The following is an 18,799-nucleotide window of genomic DNA, read 5'->3' on the forward strand; positions in this document are numbered from 1 at the left end:
GGGCGACCAACCCAAGGGCCGAGGTTGCTATTACCTTTTTCATTTCTGCTCCTCTGTAAAAAACTTATTTGTCATATCTGGCAGTGCCACACCGGCGCCGACTTTTAATCAAGCGTTCAAAACACCGGGTGACCATTGATCAGGCTAGGCAACCACGTCGAGAACATCGGTACGTACGTCACGATGTTGATCGCGCTGAAGATAGCCAGGTAATAAGGCCACGCCACCTTGGTGGTTTCACCTATCGACACATTGCCGATCGCGCAGCCGATGAACTGCACCGACCCGATCGGCGGATGCACGAGACCCAATGCACAATTCAGCAAAATCATGATCCCGAACTGAACGGGGCCGACGCCGGCATGCATCGCCATCGGCAGGAACAGGGGCGTGGTGATCAGGATGTGCGCGGCCATGTCGACGAACGTGCCGAGAAAGATCTGGATGATGTTGATGTAAAGCAGCATCAACCATGGCAAGCTCGTTGCCCCATCGAGCATGTGCTCGATGGCGTCGGGAATCTCCAGATAGGCCATCTGGTAGCGCAGCATGTTCGACACGCCGATCAGCAGCAACACCACGCCAGTGGTTTTAGCGGCCTTGGACAGCGCATGAAAGAGCTTCTTCATCGTCATCGTGCGATAAATGACGATCGTCAGCACTAGCGAATAAGCCACTGCGATAGCGGCGGCTTCCGTCGCTGTAGCAATACCCTTGGCCACGCAGACCAGAATGATCGCGATCACCATCAAACCGGGCAATGCACCCAGAAACGTGCGGGCCACCGCGAACCAGCCAGGAAAGCGCTGCAATTCGGTCGAGCCGTCAGGGCGGCGCGGATAGCCGAACTTGACCGCCTGCCAGTACGCGGCGATGAGCACGAAACCCATCACCCACAGCACCGGCAACAGACCGGAAAACAACAGATCGCCGATCGACACGCCGCTCATCTGGTGACCGTTCAACGTCCCGGTGATGCCTTGGGCCGCGAACGCATAGATGATCATGTTCGTCGAGGTGGGCATCAGCGCGCCCGCCAGCGACGAATGGGTTGTCACGTTGACCGCATAGGCCGCGCTGTAGCCTTCGCGCTTCATCAGCGGAATGACGACGCCGCCCATGGCGGAGGTGTCTGCCGTCGGCGAACCGGACACGCCGCCGAACAGCGTGCACGCGACCACGTTAGCCATGCCGAGCCCACCGCGGAAATGGCCCACCGTGGCCTGCGCAAAGCGCAGGATGCGGTCGGCGATACCGCCGTGCAGCATCAACTCGCCGGAGAAAATGAAGAACGGGACCGCGAGAAACGAAAACGCGTTCATTCCCGAAATCATCGACTGCATGGCGGTAGCCGCCGGCAAGCCCTCATACAGATACGTCAGGACGCACGAGAGTCCCAATGCGAACGAAACAGGAACCCCGAATACGAGGAAAACGAGGAAACTAACTGAGAGGATGGCAAGTTCCATGATTCTTCTATTTTTGTTTCTGTGCGAAAAGCCCCAGCAGGTTCTCGAACGAGAACAGAGCGATGCAGGCGCTAGCAATGACCGGAATCAAATATCGAAGCGCTTCCGGAAGGCCCAGGATCGGGATCTTGTCGTCCATCGTCGTCTCCGCCATCTGCCAGCAGCCGAAGAAAATCGCCACGGCCAGCACGATCAGGCAAATATGCTGGAACGCATGGGCAATCGTCTGGCCTTTGGGCGGCAGCTTCTTGACTAGCGAGTCGAGCCCAATGTGGCCGCCCTCGCGAACTTTGAGCGCGGCGCCGAACATGGCGATCACAATCACCAGCAGGAGGGCAATGGGTTCGACAAAATCCGGTGCATCGCTGAAGACATAGCGCATCACGACGCTATAAATCACCAACAGGCACAGCGTGGCGAGACTCGCCGACGCCACGACCACCAGCACGCGGAAGAGAAAATCGTTTGGGCGTTTCATGAATCTCATTGACCCCATCCTTGCATACGGCGGACTTATATTTGATCTTCAGGAATCCTGCCAAGCCTCACCGGCTCAGGAAACCGCACCGTGGGAAAAACCGGCAGCCCGTGCTGCACGGCCCTTCCCCAGCGCGTTACGTCCGAACTTATTTGACTGCCTGGATTTCGTCGACGAGCTGCTTCATTTGCGGCGTCTTTTCATACTTCGCCCAAACCGGCTGCATCGCCTTCACGAAAGCAGGACGGTCGATCTGCGACGCGGTAACGATCGTCGCGCCACCCTTTGTGACCGTCTTTGCCGCGTCGCTTTCACGCGCGGTCCACAGCTTCGTGTAGTAAGGCACGGAGTCAGCCGCCGCCTTCTTGATGATGTCCTGTTCCTGCGGCGTCAGCGTGTCCCACACCTTCTTGGAGAACACCAGCACTTCCGGCGTCATCGAATGCTGGGTTTCGGAATAGACCTGCGCGACTTCGAAGTGCTTGGTCTCTTCGTACGACGGCAGGTTGTTTTCCGCGCCATCCACCAGACCCGTCTTCAGGCCCGTATAGACTTCGGCGAACGGCATCGGCGTCGGCGTGCCGCCCATCGCCCTGATTTCGTCGACCATCAGATCCGACGGCTGCACGCGCACCTTGAGGCCCTTCATATCGGCGGGCGAATGGATGGCCTTCTTCGCGTACATCGAGCGCGCGCCGCTCTCATAGAACGTCAGCGCGATCATGCCCTTCGCCTTGAAGGCGTCGAGAATCTTCTGGCCTTCCGGGCCGTACATCACTTTGCGGAAATGGTCGATGTCGCGAAACAGGAACGGCAGCGACGGAATCATCGATTCAGGCACGATCTCGTTGAACGCGGCACCGTTGGCGCGCGCCATGTCCAGTGCGCCGATGCGCACCTGATCGATCGTGTCGTTTTCGGAACCCAGCGCGCTGTTGCCGAAGACCTTCACGGAATCCTTGCCACCGGTTGCCTTGCTGATTTCTTCACCCATGTATTTCACGGCCATATTGGTCGGATAGGTGTCGCCATGCACGTCCGACACCCGGAACACGCGCGCGTGTGCCGACACGGTGCTGAATGCCAGCACGGAGGCCGCGACAATCATCGAAACACGGGAAGAGGCAAACTTGTTTTTCATCGTGACATTCCTTGAAATTAGATCATCCGGATGCGGAGGACCGCTTGCGAAGGACCGCTTTCGCGGGGTCGCTCACGGAAGGCCGCTCACGGATGCGACATGGTTTTGATGCGTCTCCCGGCTCCACGCACGCAACCCCTGTGGGTAGCGAGCGGTTTGCCGTGCTGGCCTGTTCTACTTCCCCGGCACAGATGCTCAGCACTCCTGTCAGACAACTCGACTTCTTTACTTCGACTGCTTCGGCATGAATCCCGCGCGCGTTGGTCATGCGCGTAGAGAACACTGGCCTCTTTGTCCGGGAGCCCAAAGCTATCTCGAAAGGAATTTGTTTGGGCTCATATGTTGTACGACGACATATGAAGTCTATAAAACGTGGTTTGAGTTGTACAGCCGGTATTTACCCGCACGACAGCGGGTTGGACGTAAGAGTTTCCGGGTCAAAATCCGACATCAAAGCCATGCCAGAAGGGAGACTAAGCAAAATCCCCACATCGCGGATTTATATTTTTCGTAGAGAGGAAGATGACCCGAAAGTGGCATTTTTGCCACTATGTTGTACGACAAGTGATGAATAAAAGGCTGCGACTGTTGGGCGCCGACGTGCTAATTCCCCGGCGCCCCACCTCATTCACGTCGCTTATTCAGAGTTCGCCCGCGTATTCGGGCTCGGGCAACCCGGTCACGCCGGGCCGAACGGCGAACAGGTGGCCGTCGTGTTCACTCGCGCCCGTCGCGGGACGGATCGACGTCACGAACAGCGTGTCCAGATTCCGGCCGCCGAACGCGCACATCGCGGGCTTCACGGCTGGGACGGCAATCTGCCGATCGAGCTTGCCTTGCGGTGTAAAGCGCAGCAAGAGGCCGGCGTCGTTTGCGCAAATCCAGTAGCAGCCGTCGGCGTCCACGGCCGCGCCGTCAGGACGCCCGGCGTAATCATGCAGGTCAGCGAATACGCGCCGATTGCGCGGCTCGCCCGCTTCGATGTCGTAATCGAACGCCCAGATTTGCCGGCGCAGAGGATGCGAATCCGACAGATACATCGTGGCGCCGTCCGGCGACCACGCCAGACCGTTTTGCGTGATCAACGCTTCGACAACCGGCGCCGACAACAGGCCGCGCTCATCGAAGCGATAGAGCGCGCCCGCAGGATTTGCCGCTGCCATGTCCTGCACCATCGTGCCGGACCAGAAGCGCCCTTGTCGATCGCACCGGCCATCGTTGAAGCGCATATCGTCGAAGGCGAAGCGCGGCGCGGCGAGCTTTCTGCCCGTCACCTTCATCGCTTCGCCGCGGGGCGCGCCTTCAGTCAGCGTGACCGCAAAGAGCCCCGTCTCACAGCCCGCCAGCACCGTGCCGCGATGATCGAAAGCGATGCACGCCACCTTCTCCGGCAATTGCCACTCGGTGCGCTCAGCCGCTTCGAGCCGCAGCCGCACGATCTTTTGCGCAGGAATATCCACCCAGTAGAGCGCCTGTTCAGCGGCACGCCATACCGGGCTCTCGCCGACTGACGCGGGCGCCTGCCCTGCCGCCTCGACACGCTCCACCCGCGGGTTCGCCATGCCGCTCACCACTTCGGCTCCATCGGACCGGCCAGCACGAACGGGCCGCCCTGAAAATGCTGCGTCGGATCGTCGAGGTCAGCGGTAGGCGCCGTGATCGGAAAGAGGTGCTCGAACTCGACCGAACTATCCTGCGGACGAAAACCGAGGAACGCCGCCTTGGTGTTGTCGACCCACTTGGTCCGGTTATCCGAGACGCCATAAACGATTGCGTGCCCGACCCGGTTGGTAAACAGCGAGCAACGCACCAGTTCGATAAAGTCGCGGAAGCTCAGATAAGTGACGAGCATGCGCGGATTCTTCGGCTGCTCGAACGACGAGCCGATCCGCAGACACACCGTCTCGAGACCGAAGCGGTCGAAGTAATAGCGCGACAGCGATTCGCCGAAGCACTTCGTCACGCCATACAGGCTGTCGGGACGGAGCGGCGCGTCGATATCGACCACCGACGTCGTCGGATGAAAACCCACGGCATGATTCGAGCTCGCGTACACGATGCGCTTCACGCCCTGCTTCTGCGCGGCCGAATAGAGGTTGTACAGACCGCGGATATTCGCTTCGAGCAGATCTTCGAACGGCGCTTCGACGGAGATGCCGCCCAGATGAACGACCGCATCCACGCCTTCCAGCAGCGCATGAACGGCGGCTTCATCCGCGAGGTCCACGATCGATGCTTCTTCGTGCGCCGCCACTTCGCCCAGCGGCGCGATATCGGTGACGCGCACTACATCGGCCCACGCAGCGAGCGCACCGCGCAACTGCTGGCCGAGGTTGCCGGCAGCGCCGGTAAGCAGAAGACGGCGGAAAGGTTTCTGCGCCGCCGGGCGGTCAAGGTTCGAGTCAGTCATGTCTCAGTCTTTGTCGTGGTTACGATCGGTACTATCAGGTCACCGGCGCCGGATTGAACAGCACCAACGCATTGTGGAGTTTGAGTTTCTCCGCGCAGGTCTCCTTACGGCCGCTTGCGACGTCGAGCATCAGGCGGAACAGCTCCCAACCCACGTCTTCGATCGTCGCGGCACCGGTCGCAATGGTACCGGCGTTGATATCCATCAGATCGTGCCAGCGGCGCGCGAGATCGGAGCGCGTCGCGACCTTGATGACGGGCACTTCAGCGAGGCTGTACGGCGTGCCGCGGCCGGTCGTGAATACATGCAGGTTGATGCCCGCCGCGACCTGCAGCGTGCCGCAGATGAAATCGCTCGCCGGCGTGGCCGCGTAAATCAGCCCCTTCTGCTTGACCTTTTCACCGGGCGACAGCACGCCGGAGATGGCCGAGTTGCCCGACTTGATGATCGAGCCCATCGCCTTTTCAACGATGTTCGACAAGCCGCCCTTCTTGTTGCCCGGCGTGGTGTTGGCGCTGCGGTCCGCGCCGCCGCGCTTCAGATAATCGTCGTACCACTGCATCTCGCGGATGATCGCAGCCGCCACGTCCGCGTTGGCCGCGCGCGCCGTCAGTTGATCGACACCGTCGCGCACTTCGGTGACTTCGGAGAACATCACCGTCGCACCGGCGCGCACCAGCAAATCGGTGGCGAAGCCCACGGCGGGATTGGCGGTCAGCCCGGAAAATGCATCGCTGCCGCCGCACTGCACGCCGATCACCAGATCGGAGGCCGGGCAGGTCTCGCGGCGGCGATTGTTCAGGCGCTTCAGATGGCCCTCGGCCATTCTCATGATCGACTCGATCATCGACTGGAAGCCGACGTGCGCCTCGTCCTGAAGCACCACCACGTCGCCGTTCAGATCGGCTTCGACATCGCCGATGTCGGCCACTTCGGCGACATTCGCTGCAGCGGCAATCGGAATCGTGCCCGGCGGCATCAGGCGTTCAGGCTGCAGCTTCTCGCAACCGAGGCTGACCATCATCACTTCGCCGCCGAAGTTCGGATTCAGGCTGATATTGCGCACGGTGCGGATCGGCACCATTGCGTCCGGGGCGTCGATCGCGACGCCGCAACCATAGGTGTGGCCGAGACTCACGACATCGTCGACGTTCGGATAGTGCGGCAGCAGTTCGGCCTTGATGCGCGTGACCGCGTGCTGAACCACATCGGCCACGCATTGCACGGTGGTCGTGATCGCCAGAATGTTGCGCGAGCCGACCGAGCCGTCGGCATTGCGATAGCCTTCGAACGTGAAGCCTTCCAGCGGCGGCATCTCCGGCGCCTTGATGGTGGCGATCGGCAAATCTTCCAGCCCCGGCGGACTCGGCATACGGATCACGTGCTCGTTGATCCAGCTACCCTTCGGCAAATCCTTGAGCGCGTAGCCGATCACCACGTTGTAGCGGATGACCTCGTCGCCTTCAGCGAAATCGGCCAGCGCGACTTTGTGCCCCTGCGGAACACGCTCGCGCAGCGCGAGGCCATCGGGAAATACGGCGCCCTCACCCAGACCGCCGTCGTTGACGACGATCGCGACATTGTCATTGGGGTGAACGCGAATGTAGAGCGGGGTTTGTTCCATGACATCGATCCTTGTGGCGATTTCACGCCTGCTGCGCCAATCGTTGCGCCAATCATTCATACGTCATCCTACAACACGAAAGATTGCCCAGACGTTCCGTATTTACCCTATGGCGCGCATTATGCCGTGAAAACACCGTTGAGTTAGCCGAATTGTTGTTGTACGATGACGTATAAGAAATCATCATTTCTCAATACCGACCCTATTCGACGCCCTGGATACTCATCATGACGACACCGCAGGAACTGAAGCAGATCGTTTCCGAAGGCCTTCTGTCCTTCCCCGTTACCGACTTCGACGAACAAGGCGATTTCCGCGCCGACACCTATGCCGAGCGCCTCGAATGGCTCGCGCCTTACGGCGCGTCGGCGCTGTTCGTCGCCGGCGGCACGGGCGAATTCTTCTCGCTCACGCATAACGACTACTCGAACGTCGTGCGTACGGCAACCGAAGTCTGCAAAGGCAAGGTACCGATTCTCGCCGGTGCCGGCGGCCCGACCCGTGTGGCGATCGCGTATGCCCAGGAAGCCGAACGTCACGGCGCGAACGGCATTCTGCTGATGCCCCACTACCTGACCGAAGCCTGCCAGGAAGGCATCGCGGCGCACGCGGAAGAAGTCTGCAAGTCCGTGCCGAACTTGGGCGTGATCATCTACAACCGCGCGAACTCCAAGCTTAACGCCGACATGCTCGAAGGGCTGGCCGAGCGCTGCCCCAACCTGATCGGCTTCAAGGACGGCGTGGGTGAAATCGAGAACATGGTGTCGATCCGTCGCCGCCTTGGCGACCGCTTCTCGTACCTCGGCGGCCTGCCGACCGCCGAAGTCTACGCAGCGGCCTACAAGGCGCTGGGTGTGCCGGTGTACTCGTCGGCCGTATTCAATTTCATCCCGAAGACCGCGATGGACTTCTACCGCGCGATTGCCGCGGACGACCACGCGACCGTCGGCAAGCTGATCGACGAATTCTTCCTGCCGTATCTGGCGATCCGCAACCGCCGCCAGGGCTACGCGGTCAGCATCGTGAAGGCCGGCGCGAAGCTGGTTGGCCACAGCGCAGGTCCGGTGCGCGCACCGCTGACCGATCTGACCGAAGAAGAAATGGCGCAACTCGACGTGCTGATCAAGAAGCTCGGCGCGCAGTAATGCAGCAAGGCGCCAAGCCGCGCGAACCTGGCCGAACCTGGCTCGAGCACGCGGCACCGTAAAGAGCGCCCGGGACGGCAACGTCGCCGGGCGCTTTTTCACTGATAAAAATTTAGGAGATGACGATGGAAATGAGCCGCACCGCGAGCCCCGCCCACGTCGCAAAGCGCACCAAGGTCCGCTACGCGATTCTGTTGCTGATCTTTGTGATCACGACATTCAATTACGCGGATCGCGCCACGCTCTCGGTAACCGGATCCGCGATGCGTGCCGAGTTCGGCTTCGACGCAATCAAGATGGGTTACATCTTCTCCGCGTTTAGTTGGGCCTATGTTCTGTCGCAATTGCCAGCGGGCTGGCTACTCGACCGCTTCGGCGCGCGGCGCGTCTACGCGGCGAGCATTTTCCTGTGGTCGTTGTTTACGCTGCTGCAAAGCTCGATCGGTCTGCTGGGCAGTGCAGCCGCCGCCGTCACCGCGCTGTTCGTGCTGCGCTTTGCAATGGGCGCCGCTGAATCGCCGGCGTTTCCGGCCAATGCCAAGGTCGTGGCAAGCTGGTTTCCCACCAACGAACGCGGCACCGCCTCCGCCATTTTCAATTCGGCTCAATACTTCGCGGCAGTCATTTTCACGCCGCTGATGGCGTGGCTCACCCATGCGTTCGGCTGGCACGCGGTCTACCTCGTGATGGGCGCGGCCGGACTGTTACTCGCCCTCACCTGGCTGAAGGTGATGAAGAACCCCGCCGATCATCCGCGTGTCTCGCGCGCCGAACTCGACTACATCGAACAGGGCGGCGGCGTGGTGAACGGGCACACGAAAGCCACCCGGGCTGAGGACATCGCCAGCACCGGTGGCTGGTCGCTGGTGCGTCAGTTGCTGACCAATCGCATGCTGCTCGGCGTCTATCTCGCCCAGTACTGCATCAACGTGCTGACCTACTTCTTCCTGACCTGGTTTCCGATCTACCTCGTGCAGGCGCGCGGCATGACGATTCTGCAGGCGGGTCTGGTGGCATCGCTGCCCGCGATTTGCGGATTCTCCGGTGGCGTGCTGGGCGGCATTCTGTCCGACGGGCTGATCCGGCGCGGACATTCGCTCACCATCGCGCGCAAGGTGCCGATTGTCGGCGGCATGCTGCTGTCGGTGTGCATCATCGGTTGCAACTATGTTTCGACCGACTGGATCGTCGTCGGGCTCATGTCGCTCGCGTTCTTCGGCAAGGGCATCGGCGCACTCGGCTGGGCCGTGGTGGCGGATACGTCACCGAAAGAGGCACTCGGTCTGTCGGGCGCCATCTTCAATATGTTCGGCAATGTCGCCGGCATCGTGACGCCCATCGTGATCGGCTATCTCGTCGCGAAGACCGGGTCGTTCAACGGCGCGCTGGTTTTCGTCGGCCTGAATGCCCTGCTGACGGTGTTCAGCTACCTCGTGATCGTGAAAGACATCAAACGGGTCGAACTGCGCCGGGGCTAGCAGTCAGGCTGTTATCGTACTTCCCGGGGCGCCTGCAAAATAACGCGGCTTGTCCGCCAGGCGCCTGAAACCGGGCATCGACGCCAGGTCCGACACCAATGCCGAAAATGATCCGGCGTTTATATAATCAGTCGTCAGACGACGGTATAATGAATCGCAGGAAGTACCTGCAACTATCTGATTCAAGGGGCGTTTTCGATGGCTACACCACTGGCATCCGCAGCACCGCCACGGCGCGCGCGCAATCTTGCCGAGTTTGTCGTCAGCTACGTCACCGAGCAAATTGCGTCTAACGCCTTGAAGCCCGGCGACAAACTGCCGACCGAATCGCAATTGATGGTCACGCTGAGCGTGAGCCGCACCGTCATCCGTGAAGCGATTTCACGCTTGCAGGCGGGCAAAATCATCGAGACGCGCCATGGCATCGGCAGTTTCGTGCTGGAACCGCAACGCGAAAAGCTGGGCATCGACATGGTGCCCGCCACCACCTTGCGCGACGTGCTGTCGATCCTGGAACTGCGCATCAGCCTCGAAACGGAATGCGCGGGTCTCGCCGCTCAACGGGCCAAACCGGACGATCTCGCGCGCATGCGCGCCGCGCTCGACGCGATCGAAGCCACCCGCCACAACGGGCTGGATAGTGTCGATGCCGACCTGCAATTTCATATCTCCGTAGCGCGTGCAACTGGCAACCGGTACTTCGTCGACATCCTCACGCAAATGGGTAGCGCGCTGATCCCGCGCAACCGGCTCGACTCGGCAGGGATCGCGCGTGCTGAACCCGACGCGTATCTGTCGCTCGTCAACCTGGAGCACGAAAGCATTCTCGAGGCGATCACGCGGCACGACGCCGAAGGCGCGCGTGCGGCGATGCGTATGCATCTGTCGAATAGCCGCGAGCGGCTGCGGCGCGCCAACGAAACGGCTGAAGCAAATAGCTGATTCATCACGCTGAATGCAAAAATGGCCGGGATATCCCGGCCATTTTTTTGTCTCACGCGGCGCCCACCTGGGCGCCGCTTACAGCATCGTTTAGCTGCGCGTAATCTCGCCATCACGACGGCGCCACAGGTCCAGCGGGTTGGCGTCGGCCAGCGCTTCCGGCAGCAGATCGGCCGGGAAATCCTGATAGCACACCGGGCGCAGGAAGCGTTCGATCGACGTCGTCCCAACTGACGTCGCCCGGCTATCGGACGTGGCCGGGAACGGGCCGCCATGCACCATCGCGTGCGAAACCTCGACGCCGGTCGAGAAACCGTTGACCAGAATCCGGCCGGCCTTGCGCTCGAGAATCGGCACCAGCTTCGTCGCCGCCGCGAGATCCGCGCTATCCATTTGCACCGTGGCGGTCAACTGACCGTCAAAGTGTTCGGCAACGGCGAGCAACTCCTGCTCGTCCTTGCAGCGCACGATGGTCGACGCAGGCCCGAAAACCTCGTCCTCCAGCGCCGGCGTGGACAGGAAGGTCAGCGCGTCGGTCACGAACAGGGCCGCGCAAGCCTGCGTCGGTCCGGTCGCGTCAATGCCCCGGGCAATTGCCTCGACGCCTCGCGTCGCCGCCAGCTTGTCCTCGCCCTCTTCATAGGCCGCATGAATGCCGGCGGTCAGCATGGTCTGAGCCGGCTTGCCGCTCAGCGCCTCGGACGCCGTTGCAACGAAGCCTTTGAGCGCATCGCTGTCGACAGCGATCGCAAGCCCCGGGTTGGTACAGAACTGCCCCGCGCCGAGCACCAGCGAATCGACGAAGCCACGCGCGATGGTCTCACCGCGTTGCGACAGCGCATTCGACAGGAGGAACACCGGGTTGATGCTGCTCATTTCCGCGTAGACCGGAATCGGCTCGGCCCGGGCGGCCGCGACGCGCATCAGCGACGTGCCGCCTGCGCGCGAACCCGTGAAGCCGACCGCCTTGATCGCCGGATGCGCGACCAGCGCTTCACCGACCGAATTGCCGGCGCCGACGATCATCGAGAACACGCCTTCAGGCAAGTCCATGTCCTGCGCGACTTGCTGAATCACACGGCCGACCATCTCGGAGGTACCCAGGTGAGCACGATGCGCCTTCACCACCACCGGGCAGCCCGCCGCAAGCGCCGCAGCGGTATCGCCGCCCGCCACCGAAAAAGCGAGCGGGAAGTTGCTGGCGCCAAACACGGCGACCGGGCCCAGCGGAATCTTTTGCATCCGCAGGTCGGAACGCGGCAGCGGCTTGCGCTCGGGCAACGGCGAATCGAGCGTGGCGGCGAGCCATTGACCGGCGCGTACGACTTGCGCGAACAGTTTGAGCTGGCCAGTGGTACGGCCGCGCTCGCCTTCGAGGCGTGCCTTCGGCAAGCCGGACTCTTCGTGCGCGCGCTGGATCAGCGCGTCGCCGAGCGCCGTGATGCCGTCCGCGATACGCTCCAGAAACTCGGCGCGCACCGTGAGCGGCAGATGCCGGTACGGGTCGAACGCTTTCTGCGCGAGTTCACAGGCGAGTTCGACATTCGCGACCGAGCCGCTGCCGAACACCGGCTCGGCGATATCGGATCCCGTGGCGGGATTGAACGCACGCAAAGGTTTTTCCTCGCCGCGCACTGCTTTGCGGCCAATCAGCATTTCGCCGGTAATAGACATTTCGCTTTCCTTGGATAGACATCAAAGATATAGGTCATCCTACAACATTGAGTGACCTACGCGCAACCTGAAACCCTTGCTCCGCGAGGAATTCGGGTTTACGTGGTCGTTACAACCAATCGGTCCGATGCTAATCTCCATTAAGATGTACGACGACCTATAACATTTCATTCAGTAAACGTCGGAGCTTGCCAGCTTATCTGCCAGCCTACCTGCCCGCTCAATTGCAGCTCGAGGAGACACCCATGACAGCCGCCACGCCTTACCAGCCTTTACCCAATAGCTTTCGCCGCGCGGTCTGCGGCGGCGAAACCCTGATCGGCTGCTGGGCTTCGCTTGCCAGCCCGATTGCTACGGAGCTGCTTGGCATTGTCGGCTTCGACTGGATGCTGCTGGATGCCGAGCACGCACCGAACGACGTTCTGACGCTGATCCCCCAGTTGATGGCGCTCAAGGACAGCCCGAGCGCGCCTGTGGTGCGCCCGCCGGCCAACGACAGCGTGTTCATCAAGCGTCTCCTCGACAGCGGCTTCTCGAATTTTCTGGTGCCGTTCGTCGACAGCGCCGAAGACGCAGTGCGCGCTGTCGCCGCGACGCGTTACCCGCCGCAGGGCATCCGCGGCGTCTCGGTGAGTCAACGAGGCAATCGCTATGCGACCGTCGCCAATTACTTCGACATCGCTAACGACAACGTCTGCGTCATCGTTCAGATCGAAAGCCGCAAGGCGGTCGATAATATCGACGAGATTCTCGCCGTAGATGGCGTCGATGCCATTTTCGTCGGGCCGTCCGATCTCGCGGCTGCTTATGGCCACATCGGCAACCCGAACCATCCCGACGTGCAACAGGCGATAGCGCGCGTCTTCGAACGCGCACAGGCCGCCGGCAAGCCGAGCGGCATCCTCGCGCCCGTGCAGGCCGACGCGGAGCGCTACATCTCGATGGGGTGCCGCGTCATCGCGGTCTGTGCCGATATGGGGCTGCTGAAAGCCGCCGCGCAGACAGTTCAAAAACACTTCATGCAGAAACAGGCGGACCGGAAGTAAGGACGGCCGCTATGACATCTCCGGAGATTTCCATGCAAAAAGCAGGCTTTATCGGACTCGGCATCATGGGCAAGCCCATGGCTGCCAACCTTCTCAAGAACGGCGTGTCCCTCGCGGCGTTTACGCGCAGCGGCGTGCCCGACGACCTCACCCAGGCCGGCGCCGTCGCGTGTGACAGCCCGGCCGCCGTAGCCGCGCATGCCGACGTGATCTTCGTCATGGTGCCGGACACGCCGGACGTCGAACGCGTGCTGTTTGGCGAACACGGCCTCGCCGAGGCCTTGCGTCCAGGACAGACGGTGGTCGACATGAGCTCGATTTCGCCGATGGCCACTCGCGACTTCGCGGCCCGCGTGCGTGAGCGCGGTGCGGACTATATGGATGCACCCGTTTCAGGTGGCGAGGTAGGCGCCAAGGCCGGTTCGCTGACCATCATGGTGGGCGGCGAGCCGGCGACCTTCGATAGCGTCAAGCTGCTCTTCGACATGATGGGCAAGAACGTCACGCTGATCGGCGCTGTCGGCGCGGGCCAGGTGTGCAAGGTGGCCAATCAGGTGATCGTCGCCGCGACGATCGAGGCCGTCGGCGAAGCACTGCTGCTCGCCTCCAAAGCCGGTGTCGATCCGGCGCGCGTGCGCGAAGCACTGATGGGCGGCTTTGCGTCGTCGCGGATTCTCGAAGTACACGGTGAGCGGATGACGAAGCGCACCTTCGACCCGGGCTTCCGGATCGAGCTCCACCAGAAGGATCTGAATCTCGCGCTCTCGACGGCCCAGGCGCTCGGCGTCTCCTTGCCGAACACAGCCACCTGCCAGCAGCTCTTCAACGCCTGCGTGGCGCATGGCGGCAAGGCATGGGACCACTCCGCCATGGTGCGCGCGCTCGAAATACTCGCCAATCACGAGATCGGCCAGAAGACCGCCTAAGCCCGCAAGTTGAATAACGTGATCATCGGTTCGACGACTTGCAACACGACGATCGTCGATCAACGTTAAGCGGGAAGTAAAACAAATGGCGGCGTCCAGGGACGCCGCCATTTGTTTTACCCGGCGCGCTTCGAGCGCCGGCCCTAATCGCTACTCACCTGGCCGCAGCACCCGCCGCCATCCAGCGCGGATCGGGCGTCTTGTCGCCGCTTCGGGCCAGCAGGCACACCACAGCCGCCGCGACAATGTCGAATACCGCCAGCACCACAAACAACGGGCTGTAGCCGATCTGCGTGACCAGCACCCCGAACAGCGCCGTGAACGCCGCCGCGCCCAGGTAACCCGCCATGCCGCCCATACCCGTGGCAGTAGCGACTTCGTTCTTGCCGAACATGTCGGAGGTAATCGCGTACAACGCACCCGACAGCGTTTGGTGAGCAAAGCCGCCAACGCACAGCAGCGCGACGGCCGCATAAGGACTCGCCACCAGCCCGACGCAAGCCGGCCCGATCATGCAGAGCGCGCCAACGACGAACACCATCTTGCGCGACGTGAACAGCGAAACCTTCGCGTACTTATGAAACAGCGGGCTGAGGTAACCGCCGAGCACGCAGCCAATATCCGCCGCCAGAAAAGGCATCCACGCGTACAGCGCGACTTCCTTCAGGTTCATGTGCCGCTCGGTCATCATGTACAGCGGAATCCACGCGTTGAACGTCTGCCAGGCCGGCTCGGAAAGAATCCGGGGAATGCCGATCGCCCAGAAGTCGCGGCTGCCGAGCATGGATGCCCAACTGCGTTTGACCGCGCCGGCATCGCTGTGCTTTGCCTCCTGCCCGCTGAGGATGTAATCGCGCTCCGTGTCGCTCAACAGCTTCTGTTTCTGCGGGTGCTTGTAAAGCAACATCCAGAGCGCGCTCCAGACAATCCCCGCCACGCCGACGATCAGGAAAGCCCATTGCCATTGACCGTGCAACAACGCCCAAACGACCAACGGCGGCGCAAGCAGCGCGCCGACGGACGAGCCGATATTGAACCAGCCGATCGCAACGGAACGCTCCTTGGCTGGAAACCACTCGCTCGTCGCCTTGACGCCGGCCGGGATGCCCGCCGCCTCAGCGATACCGAGCACGCCACGGAAGAACGCCAGGCTGCGCCAGCCCGTCGACCATGCCGCCGCGGCACAGGCCAGCGACCAGGCTAGCGCGAACGCCGCGAAGCCGATCTTGGTGCCGACGGTGTCGAGCACATAGCCCGCGACCGGCTGCATGAATGCATAGCAAAGTTGCCACGCCACCACGACGTGTGAATACTGCGCGGTCGTAATGTTGAGGTCCTTCATCAGCGTCGGCGCCGCCACCGACAACGTATTGCGCGCGAGGTAATTGATGATGAGCCCGGCCGCGACCAGGCTGACCATCCACCAGCGGATGCCCTTGATTTTCATGACTGTGTCTCCTCGTATTCCTTAACCAATCAGGACGGCTGGCCTGCGGTGTCGTTGCTCGCTGCGTCGGCGCGCGAGTAATCGATGCCGACGAAGCCGCCGCCCTGGTAACGCTGACCCAAGGCATCGAGCGGATTCGGCCGCGCCAGGATTTCCTCGGCGTAGGCTTCGGCGTCCTGAGTCGGCTGATAACCGAGGCGCGCGGCGCCGCTGTTGTCCCACCAGCTACGTGTGTTGGCTGACACGCCCCACACGGTGATGAACCCGATGTCCTCTGCCTCGACACAGCGGTCGAGGAAATGCAGCAGGTCTCGATGACCGAACCAGGTGCTCAGGTGTCGCTGCTCGGTCGGCCGCTCGAGGCAACTGCCGATGCGCACGCAAATACTCTCGATGCCGTGCTTGTCCCAATACATTCTGGCCAGTGCTTCGCCCCACACCTTGCTCAGGCCGTACAAACCGTCGGGGCGCAGTGCGCAATCGAGACTGAGATGGTCGGTGACCGGATACATGCCGATCGCATGGTTCGAGCTGGCAAACACCACGCGCCGAACGCCTTGCCGGCGCGCACCCTCGTACACCTCGACCAGCGCGCGCAGGTTGTTGTCGATGATTTCGGGCAGCGGACGTTCCACGCTCGTGCCGGCGAAGTGAATCAGCACGTCGACGCCCTCCAGCAGGCGATCCACGACGGCGGGGTCGCGCAGGTCGCCGTGCATCACGTCCTCGCCTTCCACTAGCGGCACGAGGGGCTTCGAACCCGCGGCCGAACGCAAGGGGATGCCGCGGCCGACCAACGCCGTCCGCACTACCGAGCCGAGCTGGCCGCCGGCTCCACTCAGGGCAATCTTCTTCATAAGGATCCTTTACAGCGCCGCGCGCGATTAGAGCCGGAGGACGGCAACCAGTCGAGCCGTGGCGGCAACGGGCTGGAACCAACTCTTAGTTGTACGATAACGTACTATTATCGATTCCAAGGTGGATTTCAACCAGGCATTTACCCGTACAGGCACAACCCATATGGCGATTTATCTTTTGCAAACAAACACATACGTCATGACTAATTTATGTGACGTCGTATAACTTGATGCGCAAATTAATGCCTGGCCATACGTCATCCAGCGCATACGGTCGGTTGGTTCGATGGGCACCGATGCTTGAGCGCGCGCCGTCGAGCACGCGTAGACTTGACGCGCATGCGCGCGATCGAACTGCGGCGCCCCGCGGCGAAGTCGCCCTTTCCACCCCGCTCTCCTTTCGGCGCAGCACCTTCCCATGCCAGATGCCCACCGTTCCGTGCTTTCCGTTGCCGTGCCGGCCGAATCCGGCGTGGCCCGCATATACGATGTCCCGGACCTCGCGGACGCGTACGCCGTCCGCTTGCCGGACAACGCAATCGACGACCCGGAATTGCTCGCGCGCTTTATGTTCGCCCATCAGGCGGGATGGATAGCGAAACTGCTGGGGCTGCGTGATGCGTTAGTCGCCCGCTTCGGGCTCAAGACGTCGAAGCAGTTGCGCATGGCGAATCCACCCGGCTCAAGGGATCGGGTCGACATCTTCCGAATCTACACGCGCAGCGCACGCGAGATCATTCTCGGCGAGAACGACAGCCATCTAGACTTCCGGCTTTCGATATTGCAGCAAACGCGCGATACGCACGAGGGCAGCGCGCGCTATCTGATTCTGTCCACGGTCGTGCACTGTCACAACGGGCTTGGGCGTTTTTATATCCTCGCCATCGCTCCGTTCCACCGGTTGGTGGTTCGCTCGACGTTGCGCCGAGCGGCGCGCATCGGCTGGCCAATTGCCTGAGCGGCGGCCATCGTACGCGGGTACGGGTGCGGCCAGCGCGGGATAATCTCCCTTCGCCAGCCGCACTTGCTACATCAACGCATTACGAGCCGATGAACTCCAGTAGATCGGCGTTCACCTTATCCGCCTCCACCGTGCACATGCCGTGCTGCCCGCCCGGGTAGACCTTGAGCGTGGCGTTCTTCACGATCTTCGCCGTCTTGCGGCCTGCGGCATCGATCGGCACGATCTGGTCGTCGTCGCCATGCAATACCAGTGTCGGCACGTCGATCTTCTTCAGGTCTTCCGTGTAGTCGACTTCGGAGAACTGCTTGATGCAGTCGTACAAGCCCTTGATCGACCCGACCATGCCTTGTGCCCAGAACGAATCGATCACACCTTGCGACACCTTTGCGTTCGGACGGTTATAGCCGTAAAACGGCAACGCCAGATCCTTGAAAAACTGCGAACGATCCGCCTCGACACCCTTGCGGATGCCGTCGAACACGTCGATCGGCGTGCCCTCGGGATTGCCCTCTGTCTTGAGCATCAGCGGCGGCACCGCGCCGATCAGCACAGCCTTCGCCACACGTTTCGTACCGTGACGGCCGATGTAGTGCGCGACCTCCCCGCCGCCGGTCGAATGGCCGACCATCGTGGCGTCCTGCAGGTCGAGGTGTTCGATCAGCGCGGCGAGATCGTCGGCATAGGTGTCCATGTCGTTGCCGTCCCACGTCTGCGCCGAACGGCCATGGCTGCGCCGGTCGTGCGCGATCACGCGAAAGCCTTTACTGCCGAGGAACAGCATCTGCGCGTCCCAGGCATCCGCGGATAACGGCCAGCCGTGCGAGAAGACAACCGGGCGCCCCTTGCCCCAATCCTTGTAGAAAATTTCCGTACCGTCTTTCGTGGTGATCGTGCTCATCTGCTGACTCCTTCTGGATGAAGTCTGCCGTCGCCGGCAGGTGGATGAAACGTACCGCTCAAACCATTCGGGCAGCACAAGCCATGCCGCCCAACGAAAATCGTTAACAGCGAATGCAGGACGAACTTGACGCGCGTGAGTGAGCATGCGAGGGAAACGACCAGTCGATGCATGATGAGACGCTCGCTCAAGCATGACACGGCCTGCAACGCATTTTGATGACGGACACACGAAGAACCGGATCGGTTCACGTGGTATTCGAAATGACTATCAGGAATGAAACAGCGGATGGCGATGCGG

The 18,799-nt window shown here is 61.6% G+C and carries 16 protein-coding genes; 6 read left to right on the forward strand and 10 right to left on the reverse strand.

Translation table 11 applies throughout. From position 1 onward, the window contains the following. Positions 1-116: 116 nt before the first annotated feature. The 6 genes from M0D67_RS32065 to garD all read right to left on the reverse strand — a co-directional run bounded on the left by M0D67_RS32065 (position 117) and on the right by garD (position 7,122). Entirely contained in the window at positions 117-1,469 is a 1,353-nt protein-coding gene (locus M0D67_RS32065) for a TRAP transporter large permease (protein ID WP_097396902.1), read from the reverse strand. A gap of 7 nt (positions 1,470-1,476) precedes the next feature. Next, positions 1,477-1,956 carry a TRAP transporter small permease gene (locus M0D67_RS32070; protein ID WP_054040219.1) on the reverse strand — a complete coding sequence of 160 codons (480 nt, stop codon included), beginning with the start codon at positions 1,954-1,956 and terminating at the stop codon, positions 1,477-1,479. A 139-nt stretch (positions 1,957-2,095) separates the two neighbouring features. Next, on the reverse strand, positions 2,096-3,088 hold the full coding sequence (locus tag M0D67_RS32075) for a TRAP transporter substrate-binding protein (protein WP_154566063.1): 993 nt from the start codon (positions 3,086-3,088) through the stop codon (positions 2,096-2,098). 641 nt (positions 3,089-3,729) lie between these two features. Beyond that, positions 3,730-4,659: an SMP-30/gluconolactonase/LRE family protein gene (locus M0D67_RS32080; RefSeq protein WP_171927940.1), complete on the reverse strand. Its 930-nt coding sequence runs from the start codon at positions 4,657-4,659 to the stop codon at positions 3,730-3,732. Then, positions 4,656-5,498, reverse strand: a complete 843-nt coding sequence (locus M0D67_RS32085; protein ID WP_154566061.1) for an NAD(P)-dependent oxidoreductase — start codon at positions 5,496-5,498, stop codon at positions 4,656-4,658. The genes M0D67_RS32080 and M0D67_RS32085 overlap by 4 nt, the downstream gene beginning before the upstream one ends. Before the next feature lie 34 nt (positions 5,499-5,532). Continuing rightward, on the reverse strand, positions 5,533-7,122 hold the full coding sequence (gene garD, locus M0D67_RS32090) for a galactarate dehydratase (protein ID WP_266240998.1): 1,590 nt from the start codon (positions 7,120-7,122) through the stop codon (positions 5,533-5,535). Positions 7,123-7,349: 227 nt separating this feature from the next. Between garD and kdgD the strand changes: the two genes are divergently transcribed. From kdgD to M0D67_RS32105, 3 genes are all read left to right on the forward strand, one after another. Then, positions 7,350-8,267, forward strand: coding sequence for a 5-dehydro-4-deoxyglucarate dehydratase (gene kdgD / locus M0D67_RS32095; RefSeq protein WP_266240999.1), 918 nt, complete (start codon positions 7,350-7,352; stop codon positions 8,265-8,267). Between the two features lie 125 nt (positions 8,268-8,392). Then, on the forward strand, positions 8,393-9,745 hold the full coding sequence (locus tag M0D67_RS32100; protein ID WP_266241000.1) for an MFS transporter: 1,353 nt from the start codon (positions 8,393-8,395) through the stop codon (positions 9,743-9,745). A 198-nt stretch (positions 9,746-9,943) separates the two neighbouring features. Then, positions 9,944-10,687 carry a FadR/GntR family transcriptional regulator gene (locus tag M0D67_RS32105; RefSeq protein ID WP_154566057.1) on the forward strand — a complete coding sequence of 248 codons (744 nt, stop codon included), beginning with the start codon at positions 9,944-9,946 and terminating at the stop codon, positions 10,685-10,687. Between the two features lie 90 nt (positions 10,688-10,777). On the opposite strand, the gene M0D67_RS32110 is transcribed toward M0D67_RS32105, so the two are convergent. Next, positions 10,778-12,361, reverse strand: a complete 1,584-nt coding sequence (locus M0D67_RS32110; RefSeq protein ID WP_266241001.1) for an aldehyde dehydrogenase (NADP(+)) — start codon at positions 12,359-12,361, stop codon at positions 10,778-10,780. 245 nt (positions 12,362-12,606) lie between these two features. Here M0D67_RS32110 and garL point away from each other — a divergent pair, with 245 nt between their 5' ends. Together garL and M0D67_RS32120 are read left to right on the forward strand one after the other, a co-directional pair. Next, positions 12,607-13,407, forward strand: a complete 801-nt coding sequence (gene garL, locus M0D67_RS32115) for a 2-dehydro-3-deoxyglucarate aldolase (protein WP_266241002.1) — start codon at positions 12,607-12,609, stop codon at positions 13,405-13,407. Positions 13,408-13,418: 11 nt separating this feature from the next. Next, positions 13,419-14,333 carry a 2-hydroxy-3-oxopropionate reductase gene (locus tag M0D67_RS32120; RefSeq protein WP_266241003.1) on the forward strand — a complete coding sequence of 305 codons (915 nt, stop codon included), beginning with the start codon at positions 13,419-13,421 and terminating at the stop codon, positions 14,331-14,333. 154 nt (positions 14,334-14,487) lie between these two features. Here the strand turns inward: M0D67_RS32120 and M0D67_RS32125 are convergent, their stop codons facing one another. Together M0D67_RS32125 and M0D67_RS32130 are read right to left on the reverse strand one after the other, a co-directional pair. Further along, a complete protein-coding gene (locus tag M0D67_RS32125; RefSeq protein ID WP_154566053.1) occupies positions 14,488-15,780 on the reverse strand; it encodes an MFS transporter in 1,293 nt (430 codons plus the stop codon). A 29-nt stretch (positions 15,781-15,809) separates the two neighbouring features. Then, positions 15,810-16,637 carry an NAD(P)-dependent oxidoreductase gene (locus tag M0D67_RS32130; RefSeq protein WP_266241004.1) on the reverse strand — a complete coding sequence of 276 codons (828 nt, stop codon included), beginning with the start codon at positions 16,635-16,637 and terminating at the stop codon, positions 15,810-15,812. A gap of 418 nt (positions 16,638-17,055) precedes the next feature. Between M0D67_RS32130 and M0D67_RS32135 the strand changes: the two genes are divergently transcribed. Next, positions 17,056-17,595 (forward strand): DUF2867 domain-containing protein, encoded by a 540-nt coding sequence (locus tag M0D67_RS32135; RefSeq protein WP_266241005.1) that lies wholly within the window; start codon positions 17,056-17,058, stop codon positions 17,593-17,595. An 82-nt stretch (positions 17,596-17,677) separates the two neighbouring features. Here M0D67_RS32135 and M0D67_RS32140 read toward each other — a convergent pair whose 3' ends face one another. Then, positions 17,678-18,499: an alpha/beta fold hydrolase gene (locus M0D67_RS32140; RefSeq protein WP_054040238.1), complete on the reverse strand. Its 822-nt coding sequence runs from the start codon at positions 18,497-18,499 to the stop codon at positions 17,678-17,680. Positions 18,500-18,799: the final 300 nt, after the last annotated feature.

The sequence above is a fragment of the Paraburkholderia sp. SECH4 genome, from assembly GCF_030511745.1.
Taxonomy (GTDB): domain Bacteria; phylum Pseudomonadota; class Gammaproteobacteria; order Burkholderiales; family Burkholderiaceae; genus Paraburkholderia; species Paraburkholderia madseniana.